The sequence below is a fragment of the Candidatus Schekmanbacteria bacterium genome (genome assembly GCA_016219965.1).
GTDB lineage: Bacteria > Schekmanbacteria > GWA2-38-11 > GWA2-38-11 > J061 > JACRJM01.
Genome location: JACRJM010000002.1, coordinates 244634 through 268695 on the forward strand (window position 1 = coordinate 244634; position 24062 = coordinate 268695).

The following is a 24062-nucleotide window of genomic DNA, read 5'->3' on the forward strand; positions in this document are numbered from 1 at the left end:
TTCCTGTTAAGAGCCTATCAATGTATGCATTTTCATTCCGGTCATATTTTCAGTTTCTATCCTGAATATCTTAACACCTTTAGGGTTATCTATGTTCTTTTCATAATAAGCCATTCTCTTCTGGAGATGTGCTTCGTCAAGCCCGACCTTCTTCATGTTTGCCAGGACAACTTTTTCAATTACCTTGAGGTCTTTTACCTGTACCATTTCCCCGTCAATGACTACCGAGTACCACTCGCTGTGATCATCCTTCCAGCAGAAAACATTGAAACAGACCTTGTTATTTTTTTTATACATCTCCCATTTTTTCCCCATGGGAAACATTGAAAGATAAACCCTCCCTTCAATATAAACGAACCCGAAAGGGATACAGTAAGGCACATTGTTTTCTGCCAGCGCAAGGACACCATCTCCGACGGTTGTCATAAGTTTTTCAATTTCTTCATTATCCATATTTTTCATGATAATCCCCTTTTATTAAATCATTCCTTCTTCTCTTAATAATATTATTACCATTGTCTGTGCAGAGCCCTCAAAGAAAATATCGGGCAGGCTTGCCACATTTCCTTTCTTGTATTCAGGTTCCAGGAGCTTTACAACTTCGCCTATCTCCTTTTTGTTTTCATAGGCTTTCAGCACGAAGTCCCTGAATGCTGCGGCGTCAGACTTTGCTTTTCTGAAAAAATCTTTTGCATCTGCTCCCTCAATGACAGCGAAATGCCCGAGACATATGGTATCAACATCATATTTTGAGAGATTTTCAAGGGATGAGATAAGTTTTTTGTAGCTGTAGAAAATCATAGGCATCATCTGTGTTCCTGAAAGAATAAGCCCTGCCGAGTCGCTTATGAACATTGTCTGTTTATCCCGAATATAGACGCAGGTACTGCAAGGGGAATGGCCGGGGGTTTTAATGACCTCAATCTTTATCCCATTCCCTAAGTCAAGCGGTTTGTCTTCTTCAAGGATGACATCCACATTTATCTTCTCACTTCTTGATGCTTCGTGGTCAGGCGGAAATTTGAGGTTCAATATTTTTTCAAAATTCTCATCCATCCTTTTCATGGAATCATTGTAAACTTCTGCTGCAAGTGCTTGTGCAATTTCTTTTGTGCCTGCTATATGAAGGTTAGGGTTTTCTTTTTTCATGAGCCTTGCCATACCTACGTGGTCGAGGTGGGAGTGGGCGAAGAGGAGATGGCTTATGTCCTGTGTTTCCACGTTAAGATTTGACAACTGACGTTTTACGATATGCCACATCATGGAAAGTCCGCCTTCAATGATGGCATAATCTTTTCCTTTTATAAGATAGACAGGGATAAAAGGAGTTCCCAGAACATGCACCGCGCCGCCTATGATACTTTTTATTTTTTTCATCTTAACTTTTCTTATATGGTTGCGGGTAAGTTAGTCAAGATTAAGGAGATCTTGACTAAAAAATATAAATTATTAATGGCATCTATCCGGGATTATATAGGGATAATTTCATAGTCAATACCGGTTCTAAATAATATGATTACTGACTAATGAGGTTGGCGTATAAGTAAAATGGTGAAAGGTAAGAATTAATTATTTGTTACGTCGTCGGTAACATTGACCAGGGACATCTTGTCGTTCATTGTCCATATGTCATATGTGTTATCTGAATCTATGTTGCCGGTTGCTCCAATGGTAAAACTTTTTGTGGCTACCGCTACGTCGGCAGGCATAGTAAGTCCGCTTACCGAGCCCGCTGTTTCGGTAGCTGAAAGGAAATATTCATACCTTGTAATTCCACCTGAAACCCAACCGGTCTGAGCAAAAGTAGTGCAGAAAGCATCATGTTCTCCAAAATATGATACCTCTGCCAGGTAAATAGCTGAAAGATTGTTTTTTGCCTCAGACTGCTTTGCCTTAGCCTGATAGGTTAAGAAATTTGGGATGGCAATTGCAGCAAGAATTCCTATGATAGCTACAACAATCATGAGCTCGATCAGAGTAAAACCTTTTGTAGCTCTTATTTTGTTGGTCATATCAGCACCTTCTTTTTCTTTTTACAAATTAAAATCTAGTAACGCAAATGTCGTGCCATAAAAGTAAAAGATATTGATAAGATAATTTTCATGTTAAATATAAGTGAGTTATCTGATTGGAGCAACATTGGACAGGGAAAAATATCGCATCTGAACATTAATATAAAGACAGAAAAAGTCCGTGAAAGTGACTTTTTTTGTCATGTTTGTGGTGTTCTTAAACAGAAGGTTACATTTCCACTCTTGTCACAACTCCCTGAAGCTTGGCAGAGGGCAGCTTGTTGAACTGTACGAAATTGGGGGTCTGGCGCTTAATGATAGAGAAGAGTTTCCAGGCAATATTACTGGTTTCAATATCTTCGATACCGTAGAAAATGACTTTTTCCGTAATGCCGTTGCTCTTGAGAATTCCCTCTATATCCAATATTTCCATGTAGCCTGCTCTGATTTCGATTTCATCCAGACCAGGAGCCAGCCCGATGTTAAGGTTGGTTTCCAGTCCATAAGATTCATCTGTGCGGACAATGGAGATCAATACATTGCGCTCGTAAATAATGTTCGAGCGGATAATGCAATGAACCAGGTAGGGGGGAATAACGCTCCACTCTCTGACGAAGAACAAGCCGGTTCCGGGGATATTTTTTTCTTTGGCATAGATCTGGCTGTAGGCTATCTTGAAGGTGTCGAAGTCAAGCGGCCTCAATGCCAGGTAAAGAGCCTGCTGCCCTTTGGTCCAAATCAGGATAGTGATGAAAGGAATGGATGCCAGAATGATCGACCAGTAGCCGCCGTGGGAAAATTTATTCAGATTGGCGATCAGAAATGCCAGATCTGCCACAGTTACCAGCAGCGCTATCGGCACCTTCCATTTTTTGTTGGTGTGCGCGAAGATCATGGTCATCATGATTCCGGTGATGGTCATTGTACCGGTTACCGCCAATCCGTAAGCCGCCGCCAGATTTTCTGATTTTTTAAAAATCAGCATGATCATGATCACCGCTGCCATCAAGGCCCAGTTTATGGAATTGATATAGATTTGTGATTTCATGTAAGTAGAAGTGTAGCTAACCCTCAACAGCGGCAGAATACGCGTATTAATTCCCTGGTAAACTATGGAAAATACCCCGCTGATCAACGCCTGCGAGGCGATGATTGTAGCTATGATTGTCAGGATCAGAAACGGGATGTAGAGTATGGCAACTTCGTATTGAACCATGCCGAAAAGGATATTGGTAGCGTTCGGGTTATTAATGATGAAAGCGCCTTGCCCCAGGTAGTTTACAACCAGTGCTACAAATACGAAGTACCATGCCCGGATAATTGGTTTCCGACCCAGGTGTCCCATGTCAGCATACAGTGCCTCACCGCCGGTGGCGCAGAGAATTACCTCGGAGAGTACGAAGAAACCTGCCAGGCCGTTATCATACATAAACCGGACGGCATACCAGGGGTTAAGTGCCTTGAGAACAATGGGATGCTCAATGATTGAGAATATACCGGATAGTGTCAGTGCAAAGAACCAGACCAACATCAACGGGCCGAAGGCCCGGGCTACCTTGTCGGTTCCCTTTCCTTGAATTATGAAGAGTCCGACGGCTATGATAGCGGCGATAAAGATCAGGATATTTTGCGAGGTATCTTCCAGCCCCGGTATCAGAGTAATACCCTCTACAGCCGAGAGGATGGAGATGGCAGGAGTAATGACTCCGTCGCCTAGCAGCAGGCATATACCTACGTAGGAAAGAAAGGTGACAAAGGCAAGCGTGCGTCCCGGTTTGATCAATCTGACGAGGATCTCTCGCAAAACAATAGTCCCACCTTCACCCTTGCGGCTCAGGCTCATGGCCAGCCAGGCATATTCAACCATGACCAGAATTACCAGCGTCCAGACGATCAGGGAGATGATGCCGTAGATACTTTCCTGTGATGGTTTGGTGAGGATGACAATGACGGTGAGTGTGTATATCGGGCTGGTTCCGATGTCTCCAAAAACCAATCCCAGAGCTTTGATGATGCCGCCCCAGTAGGATTCTTCTTCGTGCTGCTTCATTAAACTACCTCAAAAAACCTATCGTCATATGTCCGCTATTGCGCTCTTCCATGTGTTTAAGAGGTTAATTAACTAATGAGAAAAGCATGGAAGGCTTAAATGGACTGAGAAATAAAAAAATATTCTTTTTCCTCTATTAAACTAAATCTAATTAAACTAAATTAAATGGGCCCGGGGTGATTCGAACACCCGACCTACGGATTAGGAATCCGCCGCTCTATCCTACTGAGCTACGGGCCCACACATTATAAATCAATGAGTTGTTCTTGGTTTTAGATTTTCAGATTTTGTCTGGTGTCCAAATAGTGTCCATACAGAATCCAAACGGCTGATGGCATCCTGTACATATTCAGGCGATAAATGCGAATATCTCATAGTCATTTTAATATCCTTATGTCCCATTATCTGCTGAACCGTTCTCAAATCCACTCCGCTCATAACCATATGCGAACCGAACGTATGCCTTAAATCATGGAACCTGAAATCTTCTATTTTTGCGCGTCTTAATGCCGCCGCAAATCCCTTTTTAATATCACCGAATGGAGTTCCAAATTCGTCTGAAAAAACAAACTGGCTCTTAACATTCTTTGAAAGAATATGCAATTCCTTAGATAGCGTTTCATTAATAGGAATTACACGTACCTCATTGTTTTTAGTCTTAATAACAGAAAGCTTCCTATTCTTAAGATCAACCTGAGACCATTTAAGATTTAAAATCTCAGACTTACGCATCCCGGTATTAAGTGCCATAACTACTATGGGCTTAAGATGATTCGAACACGCCTTAAGCAAGATCTCGACATCCTGCGCACTTAAATATCTCAACCGACCCGGAGGTTCTTTAAAAAGCTTTACCCCCTTCAATGGACTTGCTGTTACGACCTTCCACTCGACTGCTTTTGTGTACATATGTTTTAAGCAGGAAAGTTCTCTGTTTACTGTAGCTGGAGAGACACTTTTAAGTCTCTCTGCCTTATATTTTTCAATCATCTGTGGAGTGATCTCAAAAAGGAAATGCCCTTCAAATGTTTTTTTCATCGTTGATATACTTAGACAATCGCGTTTATATGACGAGGGTTCTTTGTTTGCTCGTGAGTAGTCGAGGTATTCTTTTGTAAAATCTTCAAATACTATTTTTCGATCTGAATAGACACCGAGATATTCCTCTTTGGCAATCTTTACATGAACATCCATTAAAACCTGCTCAGCAAGCTTTTTAGAAGAGCTAACTTTTTTCCGTTTGCGTTTACCCTTAACGTAGTAATCAATGTACCAGTTGTCGCCTTTTTTAAAGATAGCCATAGGATTTTAAAAATATCAATATTATTGAAAAATCTCTTTTGGTGTTATAACTTTAAATTCATATCCTGCTAGAAATAATTCTTTTTCATATTTAGGTAGATTTCTTTTAATAGGATTAACTATGCTCTTATAATCCATAGTTAAAAAATAATCTATATGATGGATTAAACAATGGAAAATATGTCGTGCATCTCTTTCTCTTTGACTATGATCCCAATCTAAAGATTTAAGCCCTATTTTTATTAATTCATCTATTTCTTTTTTATCTAATCGCAATTTATTTTTTAATTGGAACCACAAAGATACAACTATGTTAAGTTTTAAAAAAAGATTTCGCACCGCTTTATTCTTAATGTCAGTTGGCAAACCACTTTTGCATAATATTGATGAAAGCGTATCCCAGTGTGCATTATAATCTAATGGGATTTTGTAACCCCATTTAGATGGATAATATGTCGCATAGCATTCAACAAGAAGTTTCAAACACTCAGAAATAATAATTTCCTGATCTTGAATTAAAGGTAATTTTTTTAAGGATTTTCCTTTTGGCAATAATTTGTTTTTTATTAACTTCAGAGTTCCATATTTATCATCACTTGCACCTGCAGGACCTTCGCCAGCACCATAATCACCTGCACGTGGATGGAGCATTAGTTTAAGATGTTTTATTTCCTTATATATTCCCAAAATCTTTTGTATTTTATCAATTGATGCATTATCAACTTGTGACCATTTTCTAAACTCTTTAAGTTCATTTTCAATCTGACTAAAATTTCTAATAACACAACCCTGACTTTTCAATCCCAGATAAATTTCTAATCGAGTATCTGCGCCACTTGTTACTAAATTAATTTGACTATTTTGGAAATAATCCCATAAACTTTGAAGAACAGCGCAATCTTCTTTCTGATTTTCTCTATCAGAGGGCTTAATAATAAATTGCAAAATGTTAAAATCTACATAAATGGATTTTCCAATGTATGGTGACTTAACTTTTTTTTCTATATTATTAATTGTTAATCCTTCTGTTTAATAGAAGACTTATTTGACGGTTATATCAAGCCATATAATAAAACGATTTGTATATAAAGAGTAAAGGTGCAAAACATCTTTTTTTAAATTTTCCGTAATATCAGGACCTCCTATTTTACATTCCCAGAACATTTTTTGAAATTCATCCGGTTTCAACCCATTATTTAGAAACTCCTTCTGATGAACGCTTTTATTACTTGCGATTGTGAATAATACTTCAGAGGAGTGAAAAAATCTTTCTTCTATTTGTTCCGTCTCTTTCATAATTATGTGATAAAACGTTGCTTTAAGTGGTGGATAACATGATGTCAAACAAGCCAATAATAAGTATGGTGGGATACGCTTAGTTTCATTAATATCTCTAAATGAGTTTAGCGGTAACAAGCCATAAATTTTCGCTTCAAGTTCAATTAATTTTTGTAATTGAAACCTGTTAAAATGTATTCTTCCGCCAGAACCAACTTTCTTTGACTGGACAAAAACAATTTTCTTATTTTTGAGTTCAAAAACCAGATCAGCGCCTGTGATATGTTCTCCTTTTCTTGCATGAATAAAGGCGACTTTCAACACATAATTGTTCCGCTTAAACGTTTTTAACCAAGGTTCATCGCCTTTTTGTTCAAGCCATCCTTTTTCTTGAATTTTTTCGCACTCCTTTTCAATAAATTCCTTTACATATACAGTTTCGTGTTCCAATTTTTGCAAAAGAATCATGGATATGTTGCTTAGTGATTCTATTTCTTCAAAGAATGTCATTTCCCCTCCCTAATCTATATAGTCCTTTCTATTTATCTCATGACTATTATTTTCCAGCCACTCCTCCAAAGCCACTTTTTTAAACTTGGTGAGCCTGCCAACCTTTATAAATGGCACCTTCCTCTGGATTACCCACTCATAAAGAGTATTTTTGCTTATACCAAGAAACTCTGCCGCTTCTTCAGTGCCCATCAATTGTTTCTGTTTGGGAATTTTCTCAGAAACAATCTTTGTTTCTATATTTACTCCCATTGATCCCGCAGAGGAAAGGAGATTTTTAACCTGTGAGGGCAAGACGAACCTGATCCTTTCCCTTTCCCGTGCATTGAAATGCTTTCTTGAGCTGGACTTAATCTTTACCAGCTTTTCCTCATCCTCTGCTATGCAAAAGATATAGTCATATCCTGCTTCAAGGCATTTCCTGATATTTTGAACCTCCTGCTCAGGCTTGGTTGTAGATGAAATCTCAACCGCTATCTTTATATCATCCTTTATTAGTCCCACATCTACGGTTTCAATGGAGCCTTTTATCTTTTCCTCAATCTTTGCCTTCCAGCCAAAAACTTCTGCCTGTTCTTTGACTGCTGACTGAAGATATTTGTGGTAATCTCCGCCTTTTCCGGCAAGAGGTGAGCTTTCAATAGACCTTGTGCCTTTCTCAGTTATATTTAAAACCTTAGCCAGCCTTCCGCCTTTACCATCTCTAGTCTCCTCCTGAACGATTAAACCCTTCTCGATGAGGTTTTCTTTGAACTTGTCACCCTTGTAACCACTTAAATTTAATATCTGATAAGCTTTAGTTACAAAGATGCCGGGGTTTTCGGAGAGAAATTTTAATAATGACAACTCTTCGTTTGAAATAATGTCCGCTAAGGCTAATGATACGACTGGTTTAACTCTTATCTCTTTAGCTTCACTATATACGGGCTGAGGAGATTTCGTATCCTGCGCTCTTGAGTTTTCAATTAGAATTTTTTCAATCTCCTCTCTTCTTTTTGCATACTTCTCCCGCGAGAGTGCTATGAGCTTTGTCTTTCGTTCTTCTGCCTTACTGTCATCTATCTCATGAGCAGGGAAGGTTTTAAGGTTAAAGTCAAACTCTGCCCTTTCAATTCTGACTATCGCCTCTCCTACACTTAGGTTCTGCAAATCCTTCTCATCAAAGGATGAAAAACCATTAGAAAGCTTCTGTGCATCAAAGTCTCCAAGCCTAAAACATATCCTTGTCCCTGGATTTGAAATGACGGAATTTGCCAGTTCAGTGTCACGGTTCCAAAGCTGCCTTAACTCCTGGTGAGCGAGAATCAAACCCAAGTGATACTTCCGGGCACCGGAAAGTATCGAAGCCATTGACGGTGTGATAAAGTTCTGGAATTCATCTATGTAAAGAAAAAAATTATCACGGTCTTTCTCACTTCTTGCCTGCCTACTCATCGCTATCTGATGGAGCTTTGAAACTATGAGTGTACCCAAGAGATAACTATTTTCTTCACCAATAAGTCCTTGAGCCAGTTTACAAAGGAAGATCTTTTTACTATTTAAGATGTTTTCAAAATTAAGACCATCTTTCTGAGCAACCATGTTGCGAATAAGCTTGGGTCTAAGGAAGGTATCAAGTCTCGTTAGGACTGATGCCTGAGGCTTGCCGGAAAGAAGCGGAAACTCATTTTGCCAATAATATACCACTTCGGGATCTGCTATGGTTTTAAGAAAAGATTCTCTGAAACTTTTTTCAACCAAGAATCTTCTTAAATCTACGAGTGTCCCTCCATCTCTGCTTTCAAGTATGGCTAAAATTGCGTTACCCAGCACTGAGGTCATCTGGTCTCCCCAGCTTGTGGAGAGTCTTTTAAACACTGCCGCAAGATCAGATGAGAGGACATTCTTTTCAAGTTCCGAATGGGCCGAAAGAATGTTTAAACCTATGGGATAGTCTGAATCTGCCGGATCAAGAAGTATTACATCTTCAAACCTCTCTTCAGGGATGTATCCTAAAACCTTATCAATTAAGTCGCCATGAGGATCAAGGACTGCAAGCCCAAGACCATTTTTAATATCCTGAGCTATGAGGTTTAATAGCAGGGTTGATTTGCCGCTTCCCGTGGCTCCTATGAGATAAGTATGCCTTATCCTCTGCTCTGTGTTTAGCGAGACCTTTGTTTCTTTTCCTTGATGGGTGTTGATGCCAAGAACTAGATTGTGTCCTGTAGCAATCGAAGGAACAGGTTTTGTTTTCTTAAGCTCACGCACAAGCTTTGGAGATTTAATGGATGTAGAAGGTGGATGCATTATGGAAAGAAGTTCATCGCTGTTTAAAATCATTCCGCTGCGACAGGTTCTTCGAAACAGCAAGTCATCTTGATGGTATAAGTCGTCGTAGCCATCATTGTTTAATGGTATGAGCTCATTGCTCTTGGGATTTGAGAACACGGTTAAACCGCTTGATACAGCTCTTACAATTTCAAGGGCGCGGTTATGATATGAGGCTTGTGAGGCAACCCTTATGACACAGGCAAATAAAGGTTTACTTATTTTCTCTGCTGCCAAATGAATCATCTCCGGGGCATCTTGAAAAAACGATTTTCCCTCGCCATCAGTTACCGCCCTTGCGATACTTTGAGACCAGGGGTTGCGTACCGCCTGAAACAATATTTGGATGAGACCAATTTCACCGGCTCTTAGATTTTCGAGCGCTCCGATGATTCCAATTAAGGGATCCGGATCAAGACTTCTGAATATTTTTAACGGACGCATGAACTCTTGGGAGAGTCCAAAATCAACAAACAAGACATCTTTGTCCTTGTTCCATAGGTTAATCAAAAAATCTTTTTCTTCATTAAATACAGCCCCCGGAAAATGCGCTTGAAGCTGCTGTTTTAACTGAAAGAGGTCAGTGGTGCGACAAGTCATTTGTACTATAATCGAATCTGCCGAACCGATGATTTCAAAACTTAACGGCAAGGTACAGTGAGTTAAATTCAAGAGGAAGTGTTCAACAATGTCTGTTGAGACTTTCTGATCCGGCGGCAATGAAATAGTTATTTCTGCTATCTCTGAGGTGTCGGTAAATATATATGGCTCGGGGTGATTAAACTCCTCTTCATGGTACGAGTTTTCTGTTTTTGTCAGGGCTTGGGAATTTGAGCCGGTTAGTTTATCAGCGATAGAGCTAAGGAGAGTTGGTTTTTTTGCGTCGTCTATGACCGGCTCGGGATTATAGTAGTGGAAATAAAAGGGCTCGAAAGCTGGTTCAATTTCTACGGGGCATTCCCATACCTGCCAACCTCTGCCTCTTACTTCCCAATAATAAAAATGTGCAGTGAGCTGTTGGGTGAGCGTTGGGCTCATTGCAAGCTATGATTAATTTTTAAAGAGGCTTGAAAGGATAGGCTTTCTGTCATTCTCGGTCAAACTTCTTAAGCCCTTGGCTTTGGTGATTTCGTCAATTACTTCGAGAACAGACTGGCGGACTGATTCCTGGAACATTAAAGCTGTATCACGTTTATAATATGTGTCTGGCTTAAAGAAACGCATCGTTAATTGACCAACAAAAGGTATTGCCAATAAAATAGCTTTTATAATACTTACTCTTTCTCCAAGCCACCAGGAAACGAAGAAACTGTTTCCAAATGGAGCGCCGCAGATATCAAATACATATTCTTTACGGCGGATTCTTAAATATTCGCGTGATGATGAAAATATTCCACCTTCGCGATAATTTACGCGCGAATAATTGCAATCTGGTATTTCGCGCTTTTTCATGGCTTGCTCAACTAATGAATAGAATTGCTGAGGAGATTCCTGGAGTCCTTCGATTAAATAAAACCAATGTGATAATACAAGCGATGGATTGTCAGGCATTGTATAGTTTGGGTAAATTTTTTATATAATTATATTTAATAATAGATGATTGAGTCAACTATAATAGTATTATTTTATAAACTTTTCTACACTGCTGTCCGGGAAAAGTTAAAAAGGCATGGCTTAACAGATGAATAGCGTCAACAGAAATATCCGTTATGGCTGTTGGTATAATAAACTAAACTACTAAACAAGTTAATGGAAATTATTAATCAGATGACACTGAAGAGGTGAAATTAACAGGCTAGTTTTGATCTATGGATAGAAGAGAGAAGAAATAAAATTAGTGTTCTTTTATCTAGTTACGTGCCTATATTCTTTGTCATCTGCAATAGAAAGCACTTTAATTTTATTGTTATCTATATCATGTAAAAATAATGCACCTGGCAAATGAAATGCTAAAAATGATAAGCTAAACTTATTTGCTGTTGCATCAATAATTACCTCGCCAAATATTTTTCTATTTTTTTGCTCATCCATAGAAAACGTTTTGGCATTAGCAATCTCAATTATCCAAATATATTTTGGCATTGGAAGTTTTATATATTCTTCGACGACAACTTCATTCATCTCTGTTGCTAATAGTTCATTTTTTAAATTTTTCTTATATTCCGTAGAATAAGAAAGATAACTTCGCAGAACAATAGGGTTATTTTTATCAAAAAATAAACTGTTAAGAAAATCTATCATGAGAGGTGCCACTTTCTCTTTTTCTGCTACTTCAACCAATTTAGGAATAAAAAGATTTTTTGGATCAAATAGATTATTGATAATATCATCTAAATGTTCACCCAAAATATATGCTTTTGCTGGAAGTGGTACTAAAATACCATCTATATCATCTACGGTACCGTAGCTCCAATCGGGAGGCGGCAAAAATTCACCAAACCCATTTTTTATTAGTTGGTTTTTATCTTTTTTTGATACAGGGAGTAGCCTATAAGGGCCTAATTGATCATCATGTATTATGAAAGCATCTACCCAGTTATGGCTAGAAACTATATTCAAGTCGTTGGGATCCTGTTTAATTTTAAACTTTCGTTTTGGAGAGAAAGTGTGTCCGATAATAACAAAAGCATGGTCGGGTGATGTTGCGATTACTGGTATGCAAGACTCTATATATTTATAAATTGATTCCACTGGATTCCATTTCCCATCTTCTCCATCATCTTTAGTAAAACATATGGGAGAATATCCCATATTATCTAATGCATTAAACATTGAATAAAACATAAGTCCTTCGGAAGGTAAAGTTCTCTGCAATCTAAAAAACCTTGAAGCCTCTTCATTAATTTCAAAGGGTAAATATTCTTTAAAACCGAATTTCAAATGCATATACCTTGCTGCCATCCATATGGAAGCCTGGGCACACGTCATAACCATGGTGTCCTGCTGAATAAATGGAGAACCACATGTTCTAAAATCTATGCCGAATAAATGGATAGATGTATCGCATTTGCAAAGAGGATAACTTCTATTAATATCTTGAATCCAAGGTTTGATAATTGTTCTTCCAACTTTTCCCACATCAATTGGTCTTACAACTGTGAATCCTAAATAACTTTCTTTATCAATATCTGTTATATTTTTTATATCATTTATTTTGTTTATGTTACTCTCAAAAAAATGCAGTCTTGTGCATGTACTATCAAACTTTTTAAATGTTTTTGAATATAATCCTGAAAACTCACTCCTAAAATCTTTATCAATATATTTTTCCTCAATTAAAACAGTTTTACCTTTTCTTTTATACATTACATAATTCAGTAAATTATCAAAGGCACCTGTTCCTTGAAACTTAGAACCAAATTCTCGCAATAAGTCTTTTTTTGTCTGAGCATTTAAAGGAATTAACTTAAATCCATTGATTTCATCAAGGAGATAACTCATTTTAACCTTTCAAAAAAATAAAAGGGCAACAATGAAATTGATAATCATGTTGCCCTAAGACGTTACTGATTCAAATTTACCTTACTACTTTAGTAAAAGCTTTTACCATTGACTTGGCTTGAAGTCGATCAACTGCTTCTAAGCCGGGTCTAATAGCTTCTCCATATCTGCTGCAAAGGTCATTATAAACTTCAGAATTAGATAAATCACGAGGTGGTTCTGAAATTTTTTTCTTAATCTCTCTTAGTAGTTTTTTTTCACTCACATTTATCCCCTTTTTTTATTTTTCAAAGTACTACAATTTATCTCTTGATCAAAGTCAGTGTTAAAAATTCATAACCATATACGAACTACCTTAATGTTTGTCGGAGGAACTTGAGTGAACTTAAAAATTAGTCTTTTGTATTTCACACAATCCTTTTGAAAAGTAAATTTATTATAGATGGGATTTTATAGTTAAATTATATTATTATAATATACGCTTGGTCAAGTAAAACACCGGTTGACTGATAAGTTCTCACTACATGTTTTGAACAATTTTTAATTTATATATCATATAAAAAAAATGTCAATAATGACCATTATTTTCTAAATTTTTATTCCCTTTATATGTTTTAGAGCTATCTTCATCAAAATAAAGAAATTCCACTCTGTTAATCATTGGCGCTATCCTCAATAGAACTATACGCCTATTCTTACTTCTCTGCAAGACTCACCATACCTACCGCCACGGCATCAAACATATTCTGATGAAATTCATCCTTCCATTTCCTGTCTTGGCTTAGATAGACTTTAAGTTCCGGGAATTTCGAAACAATAACCGTAGCCACCTCTTCTTTGCTTGCTCGGCCATTGCCACAGATAAATTTCTTAACCGTATTTGGCGCGTAGCTTACAACTTTTAATCCTTTTCTTTTTCCAATAATCTTGATCTCATCAGCAAAGACATTTAAAAGCGACGAATTCCGGTTATTGGCAAAGAAGGTTTTTTCAACCGCAAGGATGTTAGGCTTTAAGTCATTTATAAGCCTATGAATTATCTTTCTCCCCTCGTTTAAAGTCTCATGGGGAGATTTCTTTTGCTTTATGACTTTAACTCCATGATAGATGAGCTTGCCGTCTTCCAAGAGAGCTACTCCCATAAACTTTGTCCCCGGATCAATGGCTAAGATTTTTGATTTTGTTTTTGACATGATTTTGTTGATAGGCGGGACAGATGAAATACATACATCCCACCCTTTATTATTTATCTAATTTGTGAAAACAGGCTGAAGCTAGAGCTACCGCTTCAAACATCCTTATCCTGTAAGGGTTCTTATGAACTTTTTCATTTTCAAGCTCTAAATAAAGAATTGGGTGTTCTTCGGCTACCATTTCGGAAAGCTTCTTCTTGTTGATTCTCTTTAGAGGCGAGAACGATCTCTCTAATGCTTTTATACTGAATTGATGAATTTTAAGACCGTTACTTTGGGCAACGGTGATCATCTCATTAACAAGACTATTAAGGCACTTCGAACTTCGTGAAGGATTGATGCTCTTTATTGCAAGCACATTGGGATCATATTGATAAATCAAACTTTGAATAATCTGTTTAATTCTTTCCTTTCTTTCATTAATCCTCCCCGACTGGATATTTTTCACTCCCCAGTCCCGAAGCTCAGAGCCATAGCATACGGCAAAGCCCAGATACCTTGAGCCGGGATTGATTCCTAATATCTTATAAATTTTCTTTGGCATATTGTTTAACTAAGTGGTTAAAAAGCGCACCTCGACCTTTTTTGATTTTATTGTCCGGTATGGCTTTTACTTCGGATAGCAGTTGTCTTAAAACCGATTCAGGATATTTCTTAGCATAGGAAAGATAGAGAAACAGAGAATCATGATCATGTAAGCCCCTAGCCAGATCAAGAGCCAATAGCTCTTCTCTGGTCTTGGGTATAAAACCGTCTGGTGGTGGTCGTTTAAAAGAATTTTTATCATCGTAAACGTTATTGTTATTAATTCTTGTTAACTTATTATTGTTAGTGTCAACCTGTGCTACATCTGAGTTTCTTCCAGTTGACATCTGAGTTTCATCTGTTTTACATCTGGTGTAAGATGATAAATCCTCTTTACACCTAACTTTGAGCAGATAATAGACGCAGTGATACCGGCTCCGTTTCTTTATTTCTATCAGTCTGTTTCGCTCTAAAAGCTTTATGGCTCTGTTTATTGTTGTCCTCGAATATCCCAGAGCTTCGGCAATGTATTTTTGCGATGGGAAACAGCTTTGATTACCGTTCGCCATTGAAGCTAAAAAACTATATACGGCAATACCGGTACTTTTTATTTTCTTTGCATATTCAGAAACGACCGCTTTCTGAATCCAGTACCAGTCGCCGTCTTTGAGGTTTCTTCTTTCTTTTTCTAAAAAGCTCCTATTCATATTCTGCTTTTCACAACATTTGCCTCGCTCTTTCTAATCTCATCTTTCAACTGTCTCACCAGATCTATAAATAGCGCATCGGCCATAGTCCGGTAGACTACGGCAAGCCTGAAGGCGTTTGTGGTATTAGGGAGGCTAATTCCCTTTTCCCATCTGGAAATAAGACTTGTGCTGTGAAGCCTTAACACCCGTGCCACATCTTTTTGAGTGAGACCCCGCGCTCTGCGATATTTCCGCAGGCAGTTTGAAATGAGTTTCGCATTATTTTTTCTCATACCCTCCTTGATTAAGTTTTGTATAGTTTTAGAGTAGCAGAGGGATATATAGGAACAAGGAGGGAAAATTTGCCGGAAGAGGTGAATATGAACTTCTAATCAATTATGACAGCCAGATAATAAAATATGTATTGCTTGCCAGTCTTTTTATTGATTTTGATTAATCTGAACACTATAATTTTTCTGTTAATATTTTTTGCAATTTCATTATTATCTCTTTAAGCTATTAGAAAAACAGTTAGATTAGGCATTGTATTTTAAGTGTTCCAAGTGTTAAAAAAAATATGGTAAGAAAAAGAAATAAAAATGCTTCTTTTGTTGCAATTGGTGTAGGACAAGGAGATGCTTTTTTCCTTGAGAAAGCAGGTAGGAATGTAGTGGTAGATGGTGGGCTGTCTGCCTTTGGTTTTCCAGAACTGTTTAAACAATCGACTAAGAGAAGTAATATAGATATTTTAGTTTGCACTCATAATGATGCTGATCACGCGAATGGGATAATAGGCTTTTTAAAAAGTGGACTTGACTGTAAAGAGGTTTGGTTGCCTGCCTCATGGTCCGATCGTCTTGAAGACCTGCTAACTAAGCCCAATCAATTCATTGAAGAATTAATTTCAGATATTAATAAATTAGATATTAAATCAGAACATCCTATGATGCTTCAAGATATCGAAAACAAGTATGCTGAAAATTTATTCAAAAGCGAAGAAAGATCCAAAGAGATAAGTAGTATCGAGTTTATCACTAACATCATGGACAAACACATTGAATCAGAACAAGGGGATAATGATTATTGGATCAATGGTTATTCCCAATTTTATCCAAGGCGCGTACTTTTACCATCACATATGCTTTTTTTACTCAGCGATGAAAAAAAACACCTCCTTTTTTTAGAAGCCATATCAGCCGCAAGTCGTATTCGAGATATTGCAACTGAAGCTTACCACAGAGGGGCATTGATTAGGTGGTTTGATTTTAATACTACAATTAGAGAAGGAGGCTATTCCGAGTTTTTAGTACCATTAAATTCTAGTGAAGCAATCGAAATGCGCTTTGGAAAATTGAGTGCTATTTGTTATCTTGCCTTAACTAAATCCAATAAACAAAGTTTAGTGTTTATATCACCTGACAATGAATATGGCCCGTCTGTTTTATTTTCAGCAGACTCTGATCTTTCCTTTTCTACACCTATATCATGGACAAATGGAATGATAATAACAGCTCCTCATCATGGTTCCGATAGTAATGCTAAAGCATATGATCGGATTACTAATGAAATGGTTAGCGACTCTGAAATATTTTGGGTAAGAAGCGATGGCTGTTTCAGGAGCAGACCAGGCAAATCTTATATTAATGTCAATGGAAGGCGCTTTTGCACTATATGTCGTGATAGAAAACATCCTAAACAAAATATTAAATTTATTGCTCGTTCCAAACAGTGGAGACCACACCTTGCCAGAAAGTGTAGTTGCATTTAAACTTGTTAACCGACCTAAGTAATATTTACTCAAAAAGACATTTAATTTGTCCGCTGTAGCAAATCTTTATTCCTTTCAATCAATATTCCTTTGCGCTGCCGTAACAGTGTATGGACAAACAAAACTCAGAAATCCCAACTCTCTGAGACCGTTACCCCGTAGTTAAGCGAATAGGAGCTTAAAGAAGCTAAGGAAAACCTCAAGTGCTATTTGGAGGTTGTTTTAAAAATATATAGCCACCTTGAAGCAGAAGAGAATTAGGATAAATTTGCCGGAAGAGGTGAATTACAGATTATTTATACCAAACAAAAAAGCCAACCGTTATTGGTTGGCTTAGATATCTAACTTTATGACTTTAATCTTCCTGTTTTAAGATTTTCTGATAGAGTTTTTCGCTTAAATAATAACCTCTCTCTTTTAATAAGCGGATGCTATCTTTGTATTCCTGCTTTGAAATAAGGCCAGCTTTTTTCCCGAAATCTAAAATACCAATAGTTCCTGAAATTTCGGTGCCGGTATTTTCAAACACAGATATAGCTGCTTTTCTTGCCGACTCGTCGTCAGTAAAAAAGAATTTAGCCTTTAGCTCGCTAGCCAGAACAATTGCCTCGGATTCTCCCGGATGCAGTTTGTATGTTCCTTTTATCTTCTCAACTGCGCCCCTGTGAAAGACTGTGTCAACGTTAATCCAATTTCCCTTAGCGGCTTTTAGTTCCTTTTCACCGGGTTTCCCCTTACCCATAACTACTACATCATCATACACTTGGCGAGGGATGTGAATTTCAGAAAAGAGTTTTTTCAGCAGTTCAAATTTAGATATTTTGGCTAAGAGGATCAGAGGAGTTGAATCAAAAACCGCTTTCATGGCTTACCCGCTGCTTTTCTCTCCTTCAACATAGACTGAACCGCCCGTTTATCTTGTTTCCATTCCGCCTCGGTGTAATGAGTAAACGGTATTCCTTTCTCGTGAAGAAGCTCCATAAAACCCGCTGTGCTAAGTCCCAATAAAGCGGCACCACTTCCTAACGAAAGTTTTTTTTCCTTAAATAAATTTAACACTACCTCCTCTTTTGTGCGGCTCACTATTTCTTTTTCCAGTTGTTTACCGACTGTCGGTGGTATATCCCATTTTAATATTAGCTGCCTGGCCATTATTCCGTCCTCCTTTGTTAAAGCTTATGTTATTTGTTGTTTTTGACCTTTTAATGTTCTGTCAGGCGGTTACGCCATCAAATGAACTAATATTAAAATATCAGTTTATTAAGGAGCTGTCAAAGCACTAAGAAGAATTAATGATATGGAAATAATCATATCAGAGAAAATACTATCAAAAAATATAGGATTAAGTAACTTTTCTATCATTAACCATCCACAGCCACTTGAAGCGTTTCTTTCACCGGCTCAGGAAGATCCACGTCATCTGGAACTGGAAGACCATCTTTAAGTAATCCTTCGCAGTGACACTTGATGGCATCAACCGCCATCTCTCTTGCCTCATCCAGCGTACGCCCATCAGTGCAGATCTCCGGCAACGCAGGAACGACCACCATATAACCACCTTCTCTTTGTGGTTCAAAAAGAACTGTGAATAAATATTCTTTCCCTGCCATAACATTTTCCTCCTTAAATACATCTGATATCAATCTACATCCTGCTATTGAAATTGTAAATGTGTGTATCAGGAAAAGAGATGATAATTTAAGCATAGTTATAATTCCATTAACAGCTTGTAAGCTATCTGAGCGTTGACAGAATATCATTAGAAGGTATTATCATAATAATATAGCGAACAACGAATGGTAAATTCCCCTTCTTTGTAAATTTCCCCTGTCTTTTATCAATATCACGCTCCTTTACTCTGGATGTATAGACATCTAAGGATAAAGGACTATGTTAAGCAAAGAAGCAATAGAGGAATTTAAAGAGATTTACTTAGAAGAATTCAATGAGAAGCTTTCCGATGAAGAAGCATATAATTTAGCAGTTGATCTGCTTCAGCTTGTTGATGCCCTGTTAAACCCGGACTCCCCAGTTGAAAATACGTTTTAAATAAAAGCACTATAAATTAATATGAACAAATATTTTATCTACTGCCGTAAATCTTCTGAGGCCGAGGATAGGCAGGTTCTCTCAATAGAATCTCAAAAAACAGAGTTGCTAAAGGTATTTGCTGAAAAAGAAAATCTTAATATCGTAGAGATACTTGAAGAGTCATACTCTGCTAAAGCTCCGGGCAGGTCTGTCTTTGATTCGATGATCAAACGAATTGAAAAGGGAGAGGCAAATGGGATTATTGCTTGGCACCCTGACAGGCTTGCCAGAAACTCCGTTGACGGCGGGAAGATTATCTATCTTTCAGATATTGGTAAAATAGTTGATTTGAAGTTTTCAACCTACAACTTTGAAAATACCTCTCAGGGGAAATTTATGCTTACGATTATCTTCGGTCAGTCTAAATACTACGTGGATTCATTAAGCGAAAATGTAAAAAGGGGTAATAGGACAAAGCTTGAAAAAGGCTTATGGCCTGGACAGGCTCCCATTGGATATTTAAACGAGAAAGTGGGAAAAACCATCATTAAAGATCCTGAGAGATTCTCTTTGGTAAAAAAAATGTGGGATTTGATGCTTACGGGGAGTTATTCCCCAGCAAAGATTATGGAGATTGCAAATAATGAATGGGGGCTGCGAACAGTAAGGAAAAAACGAATAGGCGGGAAACCTCTTGCTTTAAGTACAGTTTATAGAATTTTAACAAATCCTTTCTATACCGGAATCATGGAACGAAACGGTGAAACTTATAAAGGTAAGCATGAATCAATGATATCTATTGAAGAGTTTGACAGAGTTCAGTTTCTATTAGGCAGGAAAGGAAAGCCAGCTCCTAAAAAACATGTCTTCGCCTTTACCGGAATGATTAGGTGCGCTGATTGTGGTTGTCTTGTAACTGCTGAAGAGAAAATTAATCGTTATGGTTATCATTACACTTACTACCACTGCACCAAGAAAAAAAGAGAGATGAACTGCCGACAATCAAGCATCAGATTAGAGGAACTTGAAAAACAAATATTAAATTATCTTACGGAGATTCATGTTCTCGATACGTATAAAGACTGGGCTGTAAAGTATTTAAAAGAAAAACAAGAAAAAGAAAAGTTGCTAAAGCCGGATATTTCTAATTCTCTTCAAAAAGCTCTTCTTCAAAATCACAGCTATTTGGAGAACCTTAATAAGATGAGATACAGGGAGCTCATCAATGATGATGAGTATATGGCTCAAAAAAATGGACTTTTAAAAGAAGCCGTTTCTCTTAAAGAAAAGCTTGGAGACAGGAACCCTGACAATTGGTTAGAACCTTCTCAAAAGTGCTTTATTTTCGCTAATAGAGCCAAAAATTGGTTTGAGAACGGCAATTTGGAAAATAAACGATTAATCCTTGAAACGGTCGGTTCGAATCTTTTTCTAAAGGACAAGAAACTCAGTATTCAAGCGATAAAACCATTCGATATTTTCGAAAATCAGGACAAATTTCTTTCTTGGCACCCCATCGTAGAAGCCATTAGAACCTTTTTTAAAAATAACACAGAATATATAAATATTCCAATCGTTAAAAGCGACTCACCGGATGAGTATCGCTTAATGCATTGAGTCTATAATATTTATATTAACAATCAGAGTAATCAACAACAAGGTGGGGAGATTTGCTATACTGAGTAATAGATTAATATTTCTTTCAAAATGTGAACAAAGATTTTCTTTGATAATTCCTATCATGCATTAGTTTCGCTTTTATCTTCAAGCATCATTTTGTCAAGTTCATTGTAAACATTAATTACGTCATCCTTATATGATGCATTGTAATTTGCAGTGAATACAACCTTACTTTTTAATTCTAAGTTCAAATTTCTAATGGCGACGCTATTGTTTTTCCAGTATTCAAAAAGTTTTTCTTTATCAAGAACCTTTGTAAATTCATCGATATGCGGAATATACTTACGATCATCTTGTGGAGAGAAAATATTAGCAAAATTTATTAGTAAATAATCTACGAAATGCTCATAATTATTTAAATTTTCTACTGGATTAAAACATTGGTCAAAAAGATAGTTATTTATTTTAGCCTTTATACCATTTTTATCTTGTGCTCCTATCTGATCATAATAACCACAACCTATGCCACTTTTTATCATTGAATTGCCTAATTGATAGGTAATAAAAGATTTCATTCGGGTCTTCAGCTCTGCAACCCTTTTATCTATATCCTTAACTTCGCCTGAAGCAACTTTTGCTTCAACAAATGATATATATTTTCCAGTTAATTCAGGTAATGTTAAACGATCAATTAAATCAAAAATATTTTTATTTGCGTTGATATATTGATTTTCAAAAAGCTGAAATATTTTTTGTGATATTTTTCTTATCTCCACAATTGCAATATTATTTAACAATCCGTCTGTTGGAGCTTTAGGATCACTATGTTTTGAAAGGGCACGTTGCAAATTAAATTCATGCCCACCTCGATCTGCGCTGCAATATAAACGGAATACGAGCAGGTCATAAAGACCCAGAACCCCTCTTTCTTCCATTCCTAATGTTGAAATAACACCCTCGTCCTTATGTCTTTTTTCACCAAAAACCCATTCAGTAATCTCAGATATATATTCTTCAGTATTATTATAATGTTTTCCATTTGAGTCACTCCAGCCAACTTGGTCTAATAATTTTATTAAAAAGAAAACTAAGTCATCTCGCAAACCAACGCCAATATCTTTATTAGAAAAAAAAGAGTGATTCGTTATATTATTTAAAAGATAAATGATTAGATTACTACCAACTTGGCTGTTGAATTCTGATAGACTATTAGTGATGACTCGCCAAAATAGTTCGTGGCTGAGTTCATTGTTAGTGTCAGAAAATTCTTCTCTCTCTAAAATTTCTTTAACAGGCTTTCCTTGGAGAACCTCATTTTTACAATTTAAATAAAACTTATGTTGACTTCGTTTTTGTGGTTTGGATAGTCGAACTATTAAATTTAGATATTCTTCGAGATTTCGATTATCTGTCCATCCTCCATTAAAACAAGCGTATGAGCTTGCAATTTCCTGGGGGGTATTATCTATTTTTATCTGAGATAACCTCTTGGATACATCAAACACTTTATTTAGTAGAAATTGTTGATTCTCTGAAAGGTGTTCTATATATTTTTTATATGCTTCAGAATTTTTATATTCATGTTCTATGGATTTGCCACTCTTAGGGTAATCATCATCGTATGGTAATTGAACCGAGAAAAATCCTCTTTTCCCGTGTGTCTCAGTGTTATATATTTTACGAAAAATATTTGGATAATTAATATAGATCAGTAACAAGTGTATTAAATCCTGCTTATCAAAATCGCTGTTTTCAAAATCGGTCTTTTCAAGCTCAAACAATGACATCGTATTTATTAATCTTTTCAACTTTCTAACATCGCCTACAAAAGGCAAGTATTGATGATAGTCTTTAGATTTATAAATATCTATCAATCCCCCAACTGCTTTAGAAATTAGCACGGGATCAGCCTGTGAATTTCCCGTCAGGACCTTTGCCAAATTTTCTGATACATACTTAATAAGAACTTGGTTATCGAGATAAAGACTTACTTTTACATTTACAAATTTTTCAAGAAATTCAGTAATCTTTTCAGTGCGTATTTGTTCCTTTTCTAGCAAACTAATATTATCCGTATCATAACAAATTGCATAAGAAATATTTGGAAGAGTAAAGCTCTTCTTAATTACAAACAAAATATCTTTAATAGTGTGGAAATCCAATCTATCGAGATCATCAACAACAATAATTACTTTCCTATTAAAAGTTGAGAGGGTTGATTCAAGGTCATCGAACGCATCATCAACAGTATAATTACCTGGCGATATCTCAAAATTTAATCCAAAAAATGGGAATGTGACTTTTTTACTTCCTATAAAACGTGAATATTTAGAAATAATTGGCCGTATTTCTGGGGTAAAAACATTTTTATTTATCACACGAATCAACCCGTCTACAAATTTTTCTAGTAGATTTTCTCTATTCTCATATCTCAATGGATTAAAAGAATAAATAATAATCTCCTTGTTATATTTAGTGTTCCAATACTCTTTGCAGAGATTTATGAATGTCGATTTCCCAATACCCCAAGGGGCATCAATGCCAAATACCATACTGTCAGGCGAGCCTTGATTATAAACCCTTTCAGCAAATCTCTCTGCTCCTTCAGAGAAATCAAGGAGATCATCGTCCTTTGATTTTTGTTCAATATCGCTTAAAAAAAATGGTATCTCGCTATCTTTTTTATAGATTCTTAATATTATCGCCCGGGCAAACAACAGGAAGGCTAATACTATTGGTAACAAAATTAATATTAGAAGCTGTTGAGTAGTTAATGATGCAACGATTTTGGTATATATATTGCTACCGATCCCACTAAACGACGCACTTATAAGAATTCCTGTGAAAAACATGATGGCGACATCTATTCGCTTACTTCTAATTATTTTTGTGATGGTTAAGTAAAAATCTCTGGCAATCAAATATATAATAACTAAAAATAGTAATAGTAGGCTAATAATCAATGCGCTAAATTCATACCCACTAGATGCAACGTATATATTAATCTTTGATGCAATTATCTTTGAAAAATACCAAGACTCTGCAGACAAAACACCAAGTAATCCTACCTTTATCAGCGCTATAGTATTTGCGGTTGTTATTTTTTGATTAATAAAGTTGTTCATTTAAATGATATTTTCACTTATATTTACCACGCTTTTTTCTGAGGCCGGCGCACAAAGAGCTTCAAATAATATAATGATGCTCGTTGCATTTTCGAGAGCATCTTCATCTGAAAGCTCCTCTCCAAATTCCTCTTTATATATTGCTTTAAACTCATCTATGGCTTTTTGAGTTATGGTAACTGGATTATATATATTCATAAAATGATAA

Annotated in this window: 23 protein-coding genes and 1 tRNA gene; 3 read left to right on the top strand and 21 right to left on the bottom strand. The window is 36.7% G+C overall.

What is annotated here, in order from left to right; genetic code table 11:
* Positions 1-6: 6 nt before the first annotated feature.
* The 16 genes from HZA77_02005 to HZA77_02080 form a co-directional block, all read right to left on the bottom strand.
* Positions 7-462, bottom strand: coding sequence for a pyridoxamine 5'-phosphate oxidase family protein (locus HZA77_02005; GenBank protein MBI5374177.1), 456 nt, complete (start codon positions 460-462; stop codon positions 7-9).
* Between the two features lie 15 nt (positions 463-477).
* Positions 478-1377, bottom strand: coding sequence for an MBL fold metallo-hydrolase (locus HZA77_02010; protein MBI5374178.1), 900 nt, complete (start codon positions 1375-1377; stop codon positions 478-480).
* 188 nt (positions 1378-1565) lie between these two features.
* Positions 1566-2000 (bottom strand): prepilin-type N-terminal cleavage/methylation domain-containing protein, encoded by a 435-nt coding sequence (locus tag HZA77_02015; protein MBI5374179.1) that lies wholly within the window; start codon positions 1998-2000, stop codon positions 1566-1568.
* Between the two features lie 241 nt (positions 2001-2241).
* Complete coding sequence (locus HZA77_02020) at positions 2242-4062, bottom strand: KUP/HAK/KT family potassium transporter (GenBank protein ID MBI5374180.1); 1821 nt, start codon at positions 4060-4062, stop codon at positions 2242-2244.
* A gap of 166 nt (positions 4063-4228) precedes the next feature.
* Positions 4229-4302: transfer RNA gene (locus HZA77_02025), tRNA-Arg, on the bottom strand.
* A 12-nt stretch (positions 4303-4314) separates the two neighbouring features.
* Positions 4315-5364, bottom strand: a complete 1050-nt coding sequence (locus tag HZA77_02030) for a site-specific integrase (GenBank protein MBI5374181.1) — start codon at positions 5362-5364, stop codon at positions 4315-4317.
* A 21-nt stretch (positions 5365-5385) separates the two neighbouring features.
* Positions 5386-6309, bottom strand: coding sequence for a hypothetical protein (locus HZA77_02035; GenBank protein MBI5374182.1), 924 nt, complete (start codon positions 6307-6309; stop codon positions 5386-5388).
* Between the two features lie 96 nt (positions 6310-6405).
* Positions 6406-7152 (bottom strand): hypothetical protein, encoded by a 747-nt coding sequence (locus HZA77_02040; GenBank protein ID MBI5374183.1) that lies wholly within the window; start codon positions 7150-7152, stop codon positions 6406-6408.
* A 9-nt stretch (positions 7153-7161) separates the two neighbouring features.
* Positions 7162-10500: an excisionase family DNA-binding protein gene (locus HZA77_02045; GenBank protein MBI5374184.1), complete on the bottom strand. Its 3339-nt coding sequence runs from the start codon at positions 10498-10500 to the stop codon at positions 7162-7164.
* Between the two features lie 12 nt (positions 10501-10512).
* Entirely contained in the window at positions 10513-10914 is a 402-nt protein-coding gene (locus tag HZA77_02050) for a hypothetical protein (GenBank protein ID MBI5374185.1), read from the bottom strand.
* 393 nt (positions 10915-11307) lie between these two features.
* Entirely contained in the window at positions 11308-12903 is a 1596-nt protein-coding gene (locus HZA77_02055) for a hypothetical protein (protein MBI5374186.1), read from the bottom strand.
* Between the two features lie 76 nt (positions 12904-12979).
* Complete coding sequence (locus HZA77_02060) at positions 12980-13168, bottom strand: hypothetical protein (protein MBI5374187.1); 189 nt, start codon at positions 13166-13168, stop codon at positions 12980-12982.
* 430 nt (positions 13169-13598) lie between these two features.
* On the bottom strand, positions 13599-14096 hold the full coding sequence (locus HZA77_02065; protein MBI5374188.1) for a crossover junction endodeoxyribonuclease RuvC: 498 nt from the start codon (positions 14094-14096) through the stop codon (positions 13599-13601).
* A gap of 49 nt (positions 14097-14145) precedes the next feature.
* Positions 14146-14640 carry a crossover junction endodeoxyribonuclease RuvC gene (locus tag HZA77_02070; GenBank protein ID MBI5374189.1) on the bottom strand — a complete coding sequence of 165 codons (495 nt, stop codon included), beginning with the start codon at positions 14638-14640 and terminating at the stop codon, positions 14146-14148.
* Positions 14621-15328 carry a helix-turn-helix domain-containing protein gene (locus HZA77_02075; GenBank protein ID MBI5374190.1) on the bottom strand — a complete coding sequence of 236 codons (708 nt, stop codon included), beginning with the start codon at positions 15326-15328 and terminating at the stop codon, positions 14621-14623. Before HZA77_02075 ends, HZA77_02070 begins: the two co-directional genes overlap by 20 nt.
* Entirely contained in the window at positions 15325-15603 is a 279-nt protein-coding gene (locus HZA77_02080; GenBank protein ID MBI5374191.1) for a helix-turn-helix transcriptional regulator, read from the bottom strand. Before HZA77_02080 ends, HZA77_02075 begins: the two co-directional genes overlap by 4 nt.
* Before the next feature lie 284 nt (positions 15604-15887).
* Between HZA77_02080 and HZA77_02085 the strand changes: the two genes are divergently transcribed.
* Positions 15888-17078: an MBL fold metallo-hydrolase gene (locus HZA77_02085; GenBank protein MBI5374192.1), complete on the top strand. Its 1191-nt coding sequence runs from the start codon at positions 15888-15890 to the stop codon at positions 17076-17078.
* Between the two features lie 355 nt (positions 17079-17433).
* Here HZA77_02085 and HZA77_02090 read toward each other — a convergent pair whose 3' ends face one another.
* From HZA77_02090 to HZA77_02100, 3 genes are all read right to left on the bottom strand, one after another.
* Positions 17434-17943 carry a DUF3368 domain-containing protein gene (locus HZA77_02090; protein MBI5374193.1) on the bottom strand — a complete coding sequence of 170 codons (510 nt, stop codon included), beginning with the start codon at positions 17941-17943 and terminating at the stop codon, positions 17434-17436.
* Entirely contained in the window at positions 17940-18230 is a 291-nt protein-coding gene (locus tag HZA77_02095; GenBank protein ID MBI5374194.1) for a UPF0175 family protein, read from the bottom strand. The genes HZA77_02090 and HZA77_02095 overlap by 4 nt, the downstream gene beginning before the upstream one ends.
* Positions 18231-18439: 209 nt before the next feature.
* Positions 18440-18688, bottom strand: coding sequence for a type II toxin-antitoxin system HicB family antitoxin (locus tag HZA77_02100; GenBank protein ID MBI5374195.1), 249 nt, complete (start codon positions 18686-18688; stop codon positions 18440-18442).
* A 280-nt stretch (positions 18689-18968) separates the two neighbouring features.
* Here HZA77_02100 and HZA77_02105 point away from each other — a divergent pair, with 280 nt between their 5' ends.
* Both HZA77_02105 and HZA77_02110 read left to right on the top strand, forming a co-directional pair.
* Positions 18969-19127, top strand: a complete 159-nt coding sequence (locus tag HZA77_02105; GenBank protein MBI5374196.1) for a hypothetical protein — start codon at positions 18969-18971, stop codon at positions 19125-19127.
* A 21-nt stretch (positions 19128-19148) separates the two neighbouring features.
* A complete protein-coding gene (locus HZA77_02110; GenBank protein MBI5374197.1) occupies positions 19149-20726 on the top strand; it encodes a recombinase family protein in 1578 nt (525 codons plus the stop codon).
* 122 nt (positions 20727-20848) lie between these two features.
* Here HZA77_02110 and HZA77_02115 read toward each other — a convergent pair whose 3' ends face one another.
* Together HZA77_02115 and HZA77_02120 are read right to left on the bottom strand one after the other, a co-directional pair.
* On the bottom strand, positions 20849-23854 hold the full coding sequence (locus HZA77_02115) for a P-loop ATPase (protein ID MBI5374198.1): 3006 nt from the start codon (positions 23852-23854) through the stop codon (positions 20849-20851).
* Entirely contained in the window at positions 23855-24052 is a 198-nt protein-coding gene (locus HZA77_02120; protein MBI5374199.1) for a hypothetical protein, read from the bottom strand.
* Positions 24053-24062: the final 10 nt, after the last annotated feature.

Coding starts and splice junctions, on each gene's coding strand:
- HZA77_02005 (MBI5374177.1), bottom strand. CDS start 462: ATGAAAAATATGGATAATGAAGAAATTGAAAAACTTATGACAACCGTC.
- HZA77_02010 (MBI5374178.1), bottom strand. CDS start 1,377: ATGAAAAAAATAAAAAGTATCATAGGCGGCGCGGTGCATGTTCTGGGA.
- HZA77_02020 (MBI5374180.1), bottom strand. CDS start 4,062: ATGAAGCAGCACGAAGAAGAATCCTACTGGGGCGGCATCATCAAAGCT.
- HZA77_02030 (MBI5374181.1), bottom strand. CDS start 5,364: ATGGCTATCTTTAAAAAAGGCGACAACTGGTACATTGATTACTACGTT.
- HZA77_02040 (MBI5374183.1), bottom strand. CDS start 7,152: ATGACATTCTTTGAAGAAATAGAATCACTAAGCAACATATCCATGATT.
- HZA77_02045 (MBI5374184.1), bottom strand. CDS start 10,500: ATGAGCCCAACGCTCACCCAACAGCTCACTGCACATTTTTATTATTGG.
- HZA77_02050 (MBI5374185.1), bottom strand. CDS start 10,914: ATGAAAAAGCGCGAAATACCAGATTGCAATTATTCGCGCGTAAATTAT.
- HZA77_02055 (MBI5374186.1), bottom strand. CDS start 12,903: ATGAGTTATCTCCTTGATGAAATCAATGGATTTAAGTTAATTCCTTTA.
- HZA77_02065 (MBI5374188.1), bottom strand. CDS start 14,096: ATGTCAAAAACAAAATCAAAAATCTTAGCCATTGATCCGGGGACAAAG.
- HZA77_02070 (MBI5374189.1), bottom strand. CDS start 14,640: ATGCCAAAGAAAATTTATAAGATATTAGGAATCAATCCCGGCTCAAGG.
- HZA77_02075 (MBI5374190.1), bottom strand. CDS start 15,328: ATGAATAGGAGCTTTTTAGAAAAAGAAAGAAGAAACCTCAAAGACGGC.
- HZA77_02080 (MBI5374191.1), bottom strand. CDS start 15,603: ATGAGAAAAAATAATGCGAAACTCATTTCAAACTGCCTGCGGAAATAT.
- HZA77_02085 (MBI5374192.1), top strand. CDS start 15,888: ATGGTAAGAAAAAGAAATAAAAATGCTTCTTTTGTTGCAATTGGTGTA.
- HZA77_02090 (MBI5374193.1), bottom strand. CDS start 17,943: ATGAAAGCGGTTTTTGATTCAACTCCTCTGATCCTCTTAGCCAAAATA.
- HZA77_02095 (MBI5374194.1), bottom strand. CDS start 18,230: ATGGCCAGGCAGCTAATATTAAAATGGGATATACCACCGACAGTCGGT.
- HZA77_02100 (MBI5374195.1), bottom strand. CDS start 18,688: ATGGCAGGGAAAGAATATTTATTCACAGTTCTTTTTGAACCACAAAGA.
- HZA77_02105 (MBI5374196.1), top strand. CDS start 18,969: ATGTTAAGCAAAGAAGCAATAGAGGAATTTAAAGAGATTTACTTAGAA.
- HZA77_02110 (MBI5374197.1), top strand. CDS start 19,149: ATGAACAAATATTTTATCTACTGCCGTAAATCTTCTGAGGCCGAGGAT.
- HZA77_02115 (MBI5374198.1), bottom strand. CDS start 23,854: ATGAACAACTTTATTAATCAAAAAATAACAACCGCAAATACTATAGCG.
- HZA77_02120 (MBI5374199.1), bottom strand. CDS start 24,052: ATGAATATATATAATCCAGTTACCATAACTCAAAAAGCCATAGATGAG.